This is a genomic window from Arthrobacter sp. 9V, from assembly GCF_902506065.1.
In the GTDB taxonomy this organism is placed as follows: Bacteria; Actinomycetota; Actinomycetes; order Actinomycetales; family Micrococcaceae; genus Arthrobacter.
This window is the reverse complement of sequence record NZ_LR732912.1, coordinates 900,798-914,434: the sequence shown is the minus strand read 5'-3', so window position 1 is coordinate 914,434 and position 13,637 is coordinate 900,798. Positions and strand designations below refer to the sequence as shown.

Sequence of the window (13,637 nt, the reverse complement as noted above, 5' to 3'; positions counted from 1 at the left end):
GTTATTTCTGGCCCCCCTTCATGACTCGCCGGGCACCTGTGGCGGTTATTTGTGGCCCCACCTTCAACGTTGGATTCATCACTGGATGGATGCGGCGGAAGGCTGGTCTGGATGGAGTCGAGAGTGGAGTTGTTCGCGCGGATTCGAAGGGACGCCCGGGTTGAGGGCCTGTCGGTTCGTGCGTTGGCGGTCCGGTACGGGGTTCACAGGCGAACGGTAAGGCAGGCACTGGATTCGGCTGCCCCTCCGGAGCGTAAACAGAGGCAAGGCGTGTCCTGGAGGCTGGAGCCTTTTAAGGGCGCGATCGATGCGATGCTGATCGAGGACACGACGGCGCCGCGGAAGCAGCGCCATACTGCACGCAGGATTTTGGCCCGGCTCATAGAAGAGCACGGAGCGCAGGAGCTGTCGTATTCGACGGTCCGTGATTACGTAAGGGTCCGTCGGGCCCAGATTGATGTGGAGGCCGGCCGCCGGGTTGAGGTGTTCGTTCCTCAGGAACACGCTCCGGGTGCTGAGGCTGAGGTGGACTTCGGCGAGGTCTATGTCGTGCTGAACGGGGTGAAGACGAAGTGTCACCTGTTCATTTTCCGGTTATCGTATTCGGGCAGGGCCATCCATCGGATCTACCCGACCCAGGCCCAGGAGGCCTTCCTTGAAGGGCACATCGAGGCCTTCAAGGTTCTGGGCGGCATCCCGACTAAACACATCCGCTATGACAACCTCACCAGTGCTGTCACCGCTGTGGTGTTCGGTCAGGGCCGGCAGCGCCGGGAGAACGACAGATGGGTGTTGTTCCGTTCCCACTACGGCTTCGACCCCTTCTATTGCCAGCCCGGCATCGCCGGGGCCCACGAAAAGGGCGGCGTTGAAGGTGAGGTGGGCTGGTTCCGCCGCAACCGGCTTTCACCGATGCCGGTTGCTGACTCCCTGGACGAGCTCAACGACCGGATCCGCAAATGGGAAGCCCAGGACGAGGACAGGAGGATCAATGACAGGATCCGCACCATAGGCCAGGACTTCGAGATCGAACGGCCGTTCCTGGCCAGGTTGCCGGCAGAGGAATTTGATCCGGGTCTGGCGCTGAACCCGAGGGTCGACAGGTCCTCGATGGTCACCGTCCGGATGGTGAAGTATTCCGTCCCGGCCCGGTTCATCGGCCGGAGAGTCCGGGTCTCATTGCGGGCGTCCGAGGTCGTGGTGTTCGATGGCCGCACCGTGGTCGCCAGGCATCAGCGGCTCGCCGCCCGGTCCGGACAGTCGGTCCAGCTGGACCACTATCTCGAGGTCCTCAAAACCAAGCCCGGCGCCCTTCCAGGCTCCACCGCTTTGGCCCGGGCGAGAGAGTCCGGGACGTTCAGCAGCGCGCACGAGGCATTCTGGGCCGCCTCCCGCCGGGTCAACGGCGACGCCGACGGGACCCGTGAACTCATCGACGTCCTGCTCCTCCACCGGTCCATGGACGCCTGCGACATCCACGCAGGCATCACCGCGGCCCTCGTAGTGGGCGCGGTCAGCGCCGACGTCGTCGCGGTCGAAGCCCGCAGACACGCCACGACATCCTGCCGGGGTGGGGCCAGTTCGGACCGTCATCCCGGTGTTCATGCTGAAGAGAAGGTGCAACGGGTTGTCAGTCTCACCCAGCGCCGCCTCATGGACCCCGTCGCCGTCATCGCCGGGCTGCCACCTGATAGCCGGCCCCTGCCGTCGGTCCGCGCCTATGACGAGCTGCTGGCCAAACGTTCGGAACACCCCGCAGGAACCGCGTCAAAGGAGAACATCTCATGAGCCCCACCGCACCGGCGACCACCATCACCCCGGCCTTGCGCCGGCGGCGAGGCCTGACCGAACAGGCAGCGGTTGCCGCCGTGAACCAGGCCTGCCGCCGGCTGCGCCTGCCCACCATCCGGGCAGTCCTCGATGAAGCCCTCGCCGTCGCGGGGAAGGAACAACTCTCCTACCAAGGCTTCCTGGCCGAATTGCTGCTGGCCGAGTGCGACGACAGGGACCGGCGCTCCTCGATCCGGCGCGTGAAAGCCGCGAACTTTCCCCGGGACAAGTGGCTCGGGGACTTTGACTTCGACGCGAACCCGAACATCAACCCCGCCACCATCCACACCCTGGCCACCGGGGAATGGATCCGCAAAGGACAACCCCTCTGCCTGATTGGGGACTCCGGGACCGGCAAATCCCACCTGCTCATCGGACTCGGCACCGCCGCCGCAGAGAAGGGCTACCGAGTCAAATACACCCTCGCCACCCGGCTCGTAAACGAACTTGTCGAAGCCGCCGACGAGAAGGTCCTGGCCAAGACCATCGCCCGGTACGGCCGGGTGGACCTGCTCTGCATCGACGAGCTTGGTTACATGGAACTGGACCGGCGGGGCGCCGAACTACTGTTCCAGGTCCTCACCGAACGCGAGGAAATGAATTCCATCGCGATCGCCTCGAACGAGTCATTCTCCGGCTGGACCAAAACCTTCACCGACCCGCGCCTCTGTGCAGCCATCGTGGACCGCCTCACCTTCAAGGGCACCATCATCGAAACCGGCACCGACTCCTATCGCCTGGCCCATGGCATCGCGCGTAAAAGTTCGGAACAGGCGAACAACCCCGCTGCAGGAACCCGAGGTCCCCGCAGAGGTGAATCCGACCTCATGCCACGGGCGCCGGCAGGCACTGGATAACTCACCACGAAACTTTCCCCAAAAGTATCCGATACGGCGTCCGCGTGGGGTAGTTTGATCCCTATGTTGACCGGATTCAAGAATTTCATCATGAAGGGCAACGTCGTAGACCTTGCCGTCGCCGTCGTGATTGGTGCCGCCTTTGGTGCCGTAGTCACGGCCCTAGTCCAGAGCGTTCTCATGCCGTTCATCGCGGCCTTGGTCGGATCTCCGAACTTCGATAGCTTCGCCGTCGTGACCCTCAACGGAAACGACATTAAATTCGGTGTCCTGCTCACAGCAATTGTTAACTTCGTGCTCGTGGCGGCAGCCATTTACTTCGTCATCGTCGTGCCCATGAACCACATGATCGAGCGCCGCAACCGGCGCCTCGGCATCAACCCGGACGTCAAGGAAGAAGCGGCCGAAGACCCCCAGATTGCCCTGCTCACGGAAATCCGGGATTCCCTACGGCAAGACCGCAGGGCCTAATCAAGTCGGCGGACCCAAACCCACCAAAATCCGCTTTCAGGGCTAAACCGCCGCCCAATCGCTTCGGCACGCTTACGTTCCGCAGAGCGATGCTCCGATAGCGTGTCTCCCAGCGGCGCAGGGATAAATCCCGGCGTTCGTGCAGCCGCAGGCTGGCTGTGCTTGTTTTCCGTCATCGATGAAAGGACATGAAAAGTGGCTGTTTCGATTGAATTGGGCAAGGCATTGGACAAGGCCTACGAGAACTCGACTCTGGACGAGGTCCTGTCGGCCCCGCCCTCGACTCTTGCCGGCCTGACCGAAAAGCACGACGAACTGCTTGCCGGTATGGGAATCAAAACCATCCGCGATCTGGGAAGCAATAAATACTTCGCTACGGCAGGTGTACTGGTCGCACTCTCCGGCAAGGTCGGGTAGTGGGTCTGGACTGTTAGCGCGTCTCACTGAAAAGGTCCGGCCCGGCGCACGCCAGGTCGGACCTTTTCCATTCCAGAATGGATTTCTCCCACTCAAGAGATCTGACATGCTAGCAACGACGGCGCCCCGACTCCATACCCCCGACCGGCATCTGCCGTTCCCCCGGGCGATACAGGAACCCTTAGCCAACCGGTGCGAAAACCGTCCCGCGAGCCCGAGAGCCACAACAACGTCCCGTGAACCTGGGGCCACTTTCAATCGCCCCTCTGGGGCCAAAAATACTTGACACAATCAGACGGGATTCGTCGGCCCACTCACGGCGAGCCTCTCCGCCGTCGTGCTGTTGCGCTTGGCCGGGCGCCTGCCTGCCGGCAGCGCTCTCTTTGTGGCAGTAGCTGCGCTGCCCGCGTGGGCGCTAACGGTGGCCGCCGCAGCGAGTTGGGCCGTCCGCTTTGACGAAGCGGATTTGAATCAGGGCTACAGCTGGTTCGGATCCTCCGTGCTGCTGTTCATGATTCCGGGCTGGATCGTCGGGACCGCGGGCTTGGCTGTTGCCCTCTACTCATTGCTGGCGAGCATGCGTTCGCTTCCCATCCGTGTCCTGCAGGCCGTTCTCCTGGCTGCACCGATGGCCCTTATTCTCGGGGCACTCACGCTCATGCCGCCCATGGTGGGGACGCTGGGAGCCGTGGTGCTGCTGGTTGTGGCCCTGCGGCAAGGAATGCCCGCCGCCTCGCGGGAAGTGGTCCCTTCGCGAGTGATTTCTCGCAGAGTGGTCGCACCGAACCGCCGCGTTGTGGGCAGAGCAGCGCTGATATTGCTCCTGGTGGGGCTGGCGTGCGTGGTCTTTGCCGTCACCGGAAGCACTTGGGCACCCCTTGCCACCGATTCCACCAACGCCATGAACCTCGGCCTTGGCTATGGGGCATTGGCCAGTATTCCGTTGCTGGTTCTCGCAGGAAAGGTGCTTGCCCCTCGGCTAGGACCCACAACGCCGTGGACTGTCCTTCTTGGATGTGCAGCCATGGGAGTGCAGGGCGTCGCCCAGCTCCTGGGCGCCGGCCACCCCTTGCAATGGAACGGCATCCTGATTGCCGCAACCCTCATGGGCTTTTCCATTGCATTGCCTTGGGGTCGGTTGGTGACCGGCGGCCGCTTTACACGCATTGCGGTGGTGGCCTTGATGGGCCTTGCAGCTTCGGTGGTGGGACTCCCTCTGGTGATGATGTCCGCATTCCTTGCGCCGCTTGGGTCGGCGGCGTTGCTCGCCTGGGCTTTTTGGGCCGGTCACGCGCAGCAGCCGCGGCTCACCTCCTGAATCCCCCTATTTCAGCCGCATTGCTCGTTATAGGGTGCGCGCGGACGAGCGGGCAATTCGTCAATAAGTTCATTTGCCGCGTGCGCCAGCAAGTCTCTCTGCAGTGCAGGGAGAGAGTGCAGTGATTCGAGGTACGCATCCACCTCGTATTCGCCTACCATCCCACCGATGGAAAAGTAGCGCAGCCATAGGTCCTCTTCCGGGATTCCCGCGCTGACCAGGGCTTTGCGAAGACCTTTGAGCTGAAGTTGTTCCTGAAGTGATAGCCCCTCACAGTTATTCCGCTCAGGTTCCTTCAAAGGCCCCGTCCTTCCTCCCGCCACTCAGGATTCCGGCGCTGACAACAGCCAGTGACTGCTTGGACTCCTGTGACAGGTTCAGAAGTTCTTTCACGGCTTCTTCCTCGGTCATGCCGCGCTGCCCCATGAGATAGCCCTGGGCGCGGCTGATTGCGTCACGGCTGGTCAGTGCTTCTACCAGCCCTTCACTGAAACGTTTTGGGGTCTCCGTGCTTTGAATGTTGTCCAAGAGAATGGCAGCGGAGGCAGCAAGTTTCTCCAGGGAACCCGCCGTCTTTTGGTCGTAGGCATCCGTGGCAGCGGCGTAAAGCTTCATGGCACCGAAGCATCTGGGTCCCCGGATCAGAGGGGCACTGATGACGGAGGCGATCTTCAGGTCGCGAGCGGACTCGGCCCACGCAGGCCATCGGTCATCCAGCCCGGCGTTGCTGACGATGACGGTCTGCTCGGTTGCCCAGGCACTCAAGCACGGGCCCTCCCCCAAACGGTACTGGGACTGATCGCCCTCGATCACCAACGGATCCGTTGCCCCTGCACTGGTTCTATTGCCCTGCTCATCAATGAGGGACACTCCGGCTCCTGCGCTGCCGGGAAAGGCATCACGAATCCCTTCGGCCAGTAACTGCACGGCCCTGTCTACCTTTTCCTCTGTCAGGAGCAAGCCCTTGATCCGGGCAAGAGTAAGAGTGAGTTCGTCGAGGGGAAGCTGCTGGGACATGATGGAGACAATGACCTTCCGCGGGATCACACCCGCCGATGACTCCAGGCCGCTTTCTGAACCTGATTCATCCTCAGAATAGGCATATCGGGATCCACTTCGTCAACGGACGCGTCACTAAAGGATGGTGCATGTCTTCAGCTCTGCCGGCAGCAAAAAGCCGGCGGCAGCAACGCCGTCGTACTTTCGCCACGCCGCCACCGTAACAAGGTTCCTTATCTGTCAGCCCTCCCCGGTAGCATCCCAATAAATGCGCTGCTCAGAGCGCACATAATCGAATATGGGGAACCCAGATGCCCAAGGCACTTTCGTGGTTGGCGATACTTTCGCTGACCGCGTCGGCGGCTGTCTTTATGCCGCAAACAGCGATGGCCGCAGAAACGGCCACCGTTTCAACTCTTTTCTCTTCCTTATCTGTCACCACTGAAACAAACACCGGCTACAACCGCGATTTCTTTCAGCACTGGATAGATGCTGACAGCAACGGCTGCGACACACGCTCCGAGGTGCTCCAAAAGGAGTCATTAACGCCGGTGACGTTCGGTTCGGGCTGCACCGTTGCTACCGGGCAGTGGAACTCCTGGTACGACGGCGGCACGTGGACAAACGCGTCCGACGTCGACATCGACCATTTAGTCCCACTCGCCGAAGCCTGGGGTTCCGGCGCGAGCGCCTGGACCCCGGAGCAACGGCGCGACTACGCCAACGACCTCACCTTGGACGTGGCACTGGAAGCTGTAACAGACAATGTGAACCAGTCCAAGAGCGACCGCGATCCGGCAGAATGGATGCCCCCGCTGGCCGGAACCGCCTGCGAATACATCACGGACTGGGTGCTGGTGAAATACCGCTGGCAGTTGACCGTTGACGCGGCAGAATCCGCGGCAATTTCATCCACGCTGCAAAGTGGATGTGGAACCACTATGGTCCCTGTGCCAACCATCGCGGTTGAATCCACGCCCGTTGACCCGGGCCCCATCACTTTCAGTGATGTCAACGGGTCAACACAATTCAATGTGGAAATTTCGTGGCTCGCTTCCCAGGGCATTTCCACCGGATGGGTGGAAGCCGACGGCAGCAGGACCTATCGGCCGCTGAACGCCGTAAACCGCGACGCCATGGCGGCCTTCCTGTACCGCCTGGCCGGCAAACCCGCCTTCACTCCACCGGCGACGTCGCCCTTCACCGACATCACGCCGTCGAGCAAGTTCTACAAAGAAATCACGTGGCTGGCAGCAACCGGCATCTCCACAGGATGGGCGGAGCCTGACGGTTCCAAAACCTACCGTCCGCTCAGCCCGGTCAACCGCGACGCCATGGCTGCCTTCCTTTACCGGTTCAAAGGCAATCCTGCCTTCACCGCACCAAGCACTTCGCCATTCGTAGATGTTCAGGTTGGAAGCCAGTACTACAAACAGATCACTTGGCTTGCATCACGGGGCATCTCAACCGGTTGGGATATCGGTAACGGCTGCCGAGCCTTCAACCCGGTCCAGCCTGTTGCCCGTGACGCCATGGCTGCCTTCATGTACCGATACGTCAACGGCGGGACCGGCGGAGTAACGGGCAGTACCTGCTCGCCTCCCCCTCCCCCGGTGACGCCGCCGCCGGTTACGCCGCAGCCGCCGGTCACGCCTCCGCCGCCCGTGACGCCGCAGCCGCCGGCAAATCCGGGTGACAGCGTAAACTGCACAAGTTTTAGTACGTGGCAGGCTGCCCAGGCATGGTTCGACAAGTACTACCCGTGGTACGGCGACGTCGCGAAGTTGGATTCAGACAAGGACCGCATAGCCTGCGAGTCCTTGCCCGGCCACCCGTAACGGACCTATGACAGCGGGCCCGGTTCATTTTGAACCGGGCCCGCTTTTTCGTTTATGTGGTCAAGCCCTTACCCCGCCGCTGCACATCAGGGCCAGGACGACGGGGCAATGCCGCACACCACCAGCTTTAGTCTGAGTAACGTTGCGACTTAGCGGGCCTTTTCAGCAATCCGATAAAGAAACGCCCCCATTGCGTCGCGCGTGATCAAAGTCAGCGGACGATAAGTACGTTGCCCGGTGTTGTCCGCCCATCCCGTGGAAATGCCCCGTGCGGACAGCCATGCCATCTCCTTATAGAACTGCTGTTGAGGAGTTACATCTTGGAAAGGGGACACGGGCGGCGGAGTGTAGGCGGGATAGCCTGATGCCCGGTAAAGGAAGGCAGCCATCGCATCACGGGCAATGGGGAGTCCCGGCCGGAAGCTGCTGCTGCCGTCCTGATTCTCCCATCCGGTTGAAATGCCGGACATGGCCAGCCAAGCAATCTCCTTATAGAACGGGTGGTTGGTTGGAACATCCACATAGGCAGTGGTTTGAGGTGGCGTCCACGGAGGTGAGCCAGCCATCCGGTAGATAAAAGCAGCCATCGCCTCCCGACTGACCGACGTCAGTGGTCGATACGTGGAAGACCCGTCGTTCTCCCTCCAGCCGGATGAGATGCTCTTCGCCGAAAGCCAAGTCATTTCTTTGTAAAACTGCTGGCTGGTCTTGATGTCCTGAAATGGGGAAACAGCAGGAGCAATGAATGCATTGGCGGCGTCGAGATAAGCGAAATACTCATCCACTGTGCCGAATACGGTCGATGGAGCAGAGCCGGTGAACTCGTAACCCACCACCTGCATTCTGAGGCTACCGTGCATACCGGGGGCCACCCCTACTGCCAGAGCGTACGAGGACTCCGGCGACGCCCTCTTCATGGAGTCACCGTTATATTCGTTCCAAGCCTGAACTGCCTCGGATTCCTTGCCGTCCATACAGGCATACGACAAGTATCCAGCCCAGCGAAGACCTGGTAAATCGTCCGTTGCGGAAGCGGGCTGAATTCCCCGACGCTGCCAATCATTTGCCCATTCCTGCGACTGGTTCGTCCCTTCAAGGGTCAGCACAGCCGGGCTCAGACCATTTGCCTTCCTGTACTTATTGATGCCATCAAACATTGCCCTAATGGACGGGCGGTTCGAGTAAAGCAAGTTTAGGTCTGCAACGGCGTTAGCAGTGGAAGCAGCGCTCGCTTGCGTTGGCGCGTGGAGCATGCCAAGCAAGAACCCGAAACTGAGAACGACGACGGCGGCCAAGGTCCGCTTTTTTGCCCTGCGACCGTCGTGGATAGCTATGTGCATGAAACCCCCATTTTTCCAACGCGCGGTAATCAATCCGCAACAGACTCAATATATCTAAACGAAGCATACTTATAGGTATTCTTGCTTTTAGTGGCAGCTAGCTGGCCATCTTTTCTTAAAACGCGTCTTGGGGGAAAAATGCACTCGCCGACATCTACTGCGCACGGGCTTGCGCGCCAAAAATCTGCTGTACTCGCAACCGTAGCCATTGGGGTTTCACTAACGCTGGGGGCCTGCACTGCTCCGCCTTCCGCAGGAACTCCTTCTCCATCCACTAACGTGTTGGACCGAAGCACCACCAGCGCCGATGCAGTCTGGGAAGTAGCCCTCAGCCCGATCGCCCAACCTGAGGTGGCCGACGGCGTCGCGCTGGTCTACGCAAAGACGGCCAGCGGCGTGACCGCCCACGCCATCTCCGTCACTGACGGGAAGGAAATCTGGAACCAAACCGTTCATCCCGGCTTAGGAGCCCCGGGGGTTAGTCTGACTCCCGCCATAACCAAGACGTCCGCAGGCGCCAGCGTGGCAGTATTTTTGCAGGAAACCGCTGCCCCAACCAATGACAGCGGCACCTCGTGGTGGACCGCTCCCGTGGCGGTCGATCTGAAGAGCGGCAAGGAGCTTTACCGGGGGGATCCGCAGTTGGTGGAATCCCGCCCAGCCGCCTGCGACGATGAGCTGGACATGTGCTTCACTTCGTTGGATGCCCAAACCCGATTGACGACACAACACAGGGTTGACCTCAGTGCCGGCACTGATTCCACAGGTCCAGAGGTGAATCCCCTGACCGGCAACTTCAGACTGGTGGGCAACGGACTTTATTCGGTGGTAGAAGACGGCCGGGAACAACTCGCAAGAGTATCCGCTGGCAGCAAACTCTGGGAAGCTGACGTGCAGTCGCTTTTCGGACCAGGAGCAACCACCAACCTCGGTTGGACCTTCGAATATTCCAAGAAACTGGACCTTTACATTGGCTCGGTCGGTATCAACCCCACCACGGAAACTGACTACGCCAGGCTCATGGAACAAACCTTCACCGTAGACCTGACAAAACATAAGACCGTAGGTTTCCGCGCCTCCACTGGGGAGAAACTGTGGACAGCGGAAGGTTCCGAGAAATGGTGTTCCAGTGGTGTGGGAAAGACCGAAACCAAGCTAATGGAAGGCAACGCCTTCCCCGTTCGCTGCGAATACAACCAAGGAACCATGGTTGTTCCAGGCGACGGCTACCAAAATGCTGAGGGGAAGGTAGTGGGTTACGACCCAGCTACCGGTGAGGCAAAGTGGCAGACTAAACCCACACCCATCAAGGCAGCAGCAGATCTATTGATCCCTTCACCCAGCCGGGGAGACATGGTGCTGACCGGCGGCCCTGACGGCCTGGTCATAGTAGACACCCGGAGCGGAGCGAGCCGGGAAGCTACGAGCGAAGACGTGTTCCTCTGCTCGAAAGCGGCCAAGTACCCTCTGCCAGCTGACGCTCCCTTCCCCGTTCAACCCGAAGGAAACCTGGGAACTGGCGGGTCAACACTGTTTCCCTGCGATAGGAATGCAAAGGCCACCCCGGCGCCAGCGACAGGCACACTCCGTGACATCCCAGCGACGAACAACGGCGTTGCCGTCCTCGCCCAGGAGAACTCACTCTCCGGGTTTAAGCTTCCGTGACGTAAGCCAGGTAGCCGAAGCGGACTTGGGACGTTGCCGGAACTATGACACCCGCCGGAAGTTCATATAAACCTCCCTTATGGACTTAATTACTAAAAGACCTTTAGGATCACGGCAACAGCAGATTTACACACTTGTGAAGAGATGCTGATCAACACCCACCGCAATAGCTCAGTATTGCAAATAAGGCAACACTGGATTGATTTCCGTTCGCACCCCAGTCCGGCACCAATGAGGCAATTGGTGGCAGGACACGATGTTTTATGAGAGAGCGCCCCTTGAACACGTCACCTGATACACCTATGCCCAGCCCTAAAGCGGGGCACCCCCGAAGGACCCATTTTTCCCTAACCAGCCGAACCGTCATGGCCGGCATCTTTTGTGCCTCACTGGTATTTACGGGCCAGACAGCAGCAACAGCTGCTGGTGAAACCGAAAAAGCCGTGACCTTCACCGATGTGCCCGCAGGCATGATGTTTGCCAAAGAAATGTCGTGGTTGGCAAACGAAGGAATCTCTACCGGCTGGTCGGATGGAACATACCGCCCCCTGACCGCCATCAACCGGGACGCAATGGCCGCGTTCCTTTACCGGCTTGCAGGCAGCCCGGAATTCACCGCCCCCAATACCTCTCCGTTCCAGGACGTCAGCCCCGGCCAGCAACACTATAAGGAAATGGCTTGGCTGTACCAACAGCAAATCTCCACTGGATGGGATGTCGGAAACGGCAAGCGGGAGTACCGCCCCACATCCGCGATCAACCGGGACGCAATGGCGGCTTTCCTTTATCGCTTTGAAAATGAGCCTGACTTCCAGGCACCAGCAACGCCTCCGTTCTCTGACATCAGCAACACCACGCAGTTCTACACCGAGATTTCCTGGCTCCAGGCAAAGGGAATTGCCACAGGTTGGGATAACGGAGACGGAACGGCTTCCTACCGCCCCCTTTCGCCCATCAATCGCGATGCCATGGCGGCGTACCTCTACCGGCTGTCTTTGCCGCCAGCAGCAGATGGCGTCGTCACTTCGCCGGACACCCTCATCATTGACAGCGCCACCCTGGCGCGGGAGTACGTTCAGGGCGATACGACCATCACCTTCAACTCCGTAGGAGCGGGCGCCCCGGATATCGATCCAGGCAACGTACTTGTATCCGGATTCTCAGAGTTCACCCCTGACGGGATGTTGGTTCGGGTCCAGCAGGTCACTAATGCTCCCGACGGCAAACAAACAGCTGTTGTTCAACAGGCCACGCTGCCGGACGCTATCTACGACACCAGCGGCTTGGTGACGCCAACCACCACCATCGTCAAGCAAGAGTTCATTCCCGCCGACGGCGTCGAAGTGATCGACAACGCCCAGGCGTCCGCGGCCCCTTTCAACGTCAAAAACGGGCGGATTCCAGCCGATGAACTGGCCACAACCAGTGATGTTTCTTTGCCCATCTTTGAAAAAACCTTCAAGTTCTCTGACACCCTGAGCAAATCCGTGACAGGTACAGCGTGGAAGACAGTGGATGTGGAGGGCACCGGAACTCTGGCACTCAGCAGCGAATTCGGTGTTAATTCTGACGTCAACGCAGAAGTGGACATCCACTGGGCTTCGCTGAAGCAGGCTAAGTTCACGCTGGACACGGGACTGTCGGCTAAAACGACAGCCAGGGCAACAGGTACTTTGACCGGAACGGCCGAGAAGAACCTTGGCACCGTTAATACGTGGGCTCACATCCAAGTGGGACCTGTACCTGTGGAGGTCCAGTTCATTTCCTCCATTGATCTGAAGGCCAAGAGCGAGTGGACGGCAGATACATACGTCACAGCGTCGGCGTCTGCGACCACTACGGTTGGCATGTCCTATAAGGACGGGAATTTCCAGCCGGTGGCTGAGTATGGTGGCAACGCCGAAGCAACATTCCAAGGCCCGCAGTTGACCAGTGAGTCCTCAGTAACCATTGGCCCCACGCTGACGGCCAAGTTGTATGGAATCGCCGGCCTCACGGGTGGTTTCGACGCTTATGCAAAGTACGCCACCGGTCCTGAAACTTGTGCCCACGAAGTTGGATTGGCTGGGCGCATAGGAGTCATTGCCGGCGTCGAGGTCTTTGGCGTAAAGCTGACAGACGAGTGGAAGAAGGAGCTCACCAAAAACCTTGTTCTCTGGCAAGGCGACCTCTGCAAGCCCGTGACACCGCCCGTTGAACAGGTCACGGAAGAAGTCTTCGGTGACGGTATCACTGTAAGTGAAAAGGGCGGCGCCGGGGACTCATCCCAGTGGGGCCGGGCCACCGACTATGGACCCGGTGGTGCTGCGTGGATCTTGTCAACAGGAAATATGCAGAACTCAGTAGGAACACCCGGAGAGCTGGCCTCCAGCAATCTGGGAACTCCCGGAAACTCCACGTTGTCCAATTTCATTGGAGGCCTGCCCACGTTTGATGCGGCCTCGTACTGGGCAAAAGTGGTTCCGTCCGGCGACACCCTCCACATTCGGTATTTCTTTGCCAGCGAAGAGTACCCCGAGTATGTGGGCAGCCCCTACAACGACGTCATGGGCGTCTTTGTCAACGGAACAAACTGCGCCTTGGTACCAGGGACGCAAAGCCCAATCAGTGTAAACAATGTCAACGATCACACGAACGAAACCTACTATATTGACAACACCGCCGGTGCCAGCGGATTCAACACCGCTATGGACGGCATGACCACCGCCCTTACGTGTTCCGTCCCTGTGCAGCCAGGCGTCCCCGTCACCGTGGAAATTGCAGTTGCTGACACCAGCGACGGCATCCTCGACAGTGCCGTGGCACTCCTCGATGGGGGCATCTGGTCCGACTAGAAATTAGACCAGGACTACAGGGCCTTCCGCCATCAAGCGGAAGGCCCTGTTTTTTGGACGGACCTCGT

Annotated in this window: 10 protein-coding genes and 1 pseudogene; 8 read left to right on the top strand and 3 right to left on the bottom strand. The window is 59.7% G+C overall.

Annotated elements, in window-relative coordinates; genetic code table 11:
- Nucleotides 1–111: 111 nt before the first annotated feature.
- The 5 genes and pseudogenes from istA (at nt 112) to BACI9J_RS04260 (ending at nt 4,893) form a co-directional block, all read left to right on the top strand.
- Complete coding sequence (gene istA, locus BACI9J_RS04280; protein ID WP_159733317.1) at nt 112–1,788, top strand: IS21 family transposase; 1,677 nt, start codon at nt 112–114, stop codon at nt 1,786–1,788.
- Nucleotides 1,785–2,576 (top strand): annotated as a pseudogene (istB, locus tag BACI9J_RS04275) (IS21-like element helper ATPase IstB); the annotation flags it as partial. The gene istA and the pseudogene istB, both read left to right, overlap by 4 nt.
- Nucleotides 2,577–2,750: 174 nt before the next feature.
- Nucleotides 2,751–3,158: a large conductance mechanosensitive channel protein MscL gene (mscL, locus tag BACI9J_RS04270; RefSeq protein WP_090584173.1), complete on the top strand. Its 408-nt coding sequence runs from the start codon at nt 2,751–2,753 to the stop codon at nt 3,156–3,158.
- A gap of 195 nt (nt 3,159–3,353) precedes the next feature.
- Nucleotides 3,354–3,575: a hypothetical protein gene (locus BACI9J_RS04265; RefSeq protein WP_043480981.1), complete on the top strand. Its 222-nt coding sequence runs from the start codon at nt 3,354–3,356 to the stop codon at nt 3,573–3,575.
- Between the two features lie 337 nt (nt 3,576–3,912).
- Nucleotides 3,913–4,893, top strand: a complete 981-nt coding sequence (locus tag BACI9J_RS04260) for a hypothetical protein (protein WP_236558399.1) — start codon at nt 3,913–3,915, stop codon at nt 4,891–4,893.
- Between the two features lie 11 nt (nt 4,894–4,904).
- Here BACI9J_RS04260 and BACI9J_RS04255 read toward each other — a convergent pair whose 3' ends face one another.
- Both BACI9J_RS04255 and BACI9J_RS04250 read right to left on the bottom strand, forming a co-directional pair.
- Complete coding sequence (locus tag BACI9J_RS04255) at nt 4,905–5,192, bottom strand: hypothetical protein (protein WP_236558397.1); 288 nt, start codon at nt 5,190–5,192, stop codon at nt 4,905–4,907.
- Nucleotides 5,179–5,910 carry a GAF and ANTAR domain-containing protein gene (locus BACI9J_RS04250; RefSeq protein WP_201296503.1) on the bottom strand — a complete coding sequence of 244 codons (732 nt, stop codon included), beginning with the start codon at nt 5,908–5,910 and terminating at the stop codon, nt 5,179–5,181. Before BACI9J_RS04250 ends, BACI9J_RS04255 begins: the two co-directional genes overlap by 14 nt.
- Nucleotides 5,911–6,203: 293 nt before the next feature.
- Between BACI9J_RS04250 and BACI9J_RS04245 the strand changes: the two genes are divergently transcribed.
- On the top strand, nt 6,204–7,730 hold the full coding sequence (locus BACI9J_RS04245; protein ID WP_159733316.1) for a GmrSD restriction endonuclease domain-containing protein: 1,527 nt from the start codon (nt 6,204–6,206) through the stop codon (nt 7,728–7,730).
- A gap of 149 nt (nt 7,731–7,879) precedes the next feature.
- On the opposite strand, the gene BACI9J_RS04240 is transcribed toward BACI9J_RS04245, so the two are convergent.
- Nucleotides 7,880–8,887, bottom strand: coding sequence for an S-layer homology domain-containing protein (locus tag BACI9J_RS04240; RefSeq protein WP_236558395.1), 1,008 nt, complete (start codon nt 8,885–8,887; stop codon nt 7,880–7,882).
- 462 nt (nt 8,888–9,349) lie between these two features.
- Between BACI9J_RS04240 and BACI9J_RS04235 the strand changes: the two genes are divergently transcribed.
- Nucleotides 9,350–10,735, top strand: a complete 1,386-nt coding sequence (locus BACI9J_RS04235) for an outer membrane protein assembly factor BamB family protein (protein WP_236558393.1) — start codon at nt 9,350–9,352, stop codon at nt 10,733–10,735.
- A gap of 365 nt (nt 10,736–11,100) precedes the next feature.
- Nucleotides 11,101–13,569, top strand: a complete 2,469-nt coding sequence (locus tag BACI9J_RS04230; RefSeq protein ID WP_236558392.1) for a choice-of-anchor L domain-containing protein — start codon at nt 11,101–11,103, stop codon at nt 13,567–13,569.
- Nucleotides 13,570–13,637: the final 68 nt, after the last annotated feature.

What these genes read in the sequence shown, in the direction of transcription:
- istA (WP_159733317.1), top strand. Translation starts at nt 112, where the DNA reads ATGGAGTCGAGAGTGGAGTTGTTCGCGCGGATTCGAAGGGACGCCCGG.
- mscL (WP_090584173.1), top strand. Translation starts at nt 2,751, where the DNA reads ATGTTGACCGGATTCAAGAATTTCATCATGAAGGGCAACGTCGTAGAC.
- BACI9J_RS04250 (WP_201296503.1), bottom strand. Translation starts at nt 5,910, where the DNA reads ATGTCCCAGCAGCTTCCCCTCGACGAACTCACTCTTACTCTTGCCCGG.
- BACI9J_RS04245 (WP_159733316.1), top strand. Translation starts at nt 6,204, where the DNA reads ATGCCCAAGGCACTTTCGTGGTTGGCGATACTTTCGCTGACCGCGTCG.
- BACI9J_RS04240 (WP_236558395.1), bottom strand. Translation starts at nt 8,887, where the DNA reads ATGTTTGATGGCATCAATAAGTACAGGAAGGCAAATGGTCTGAGCCCG.
- BACI9J_RS04230 (WP_236558392.1), top strand. Translation starts at nt 11,101, where the DNA reads ATGGCCGGCATCTTTTGTGCCTCACTGGTATTTACGGGCCAGACAGCA.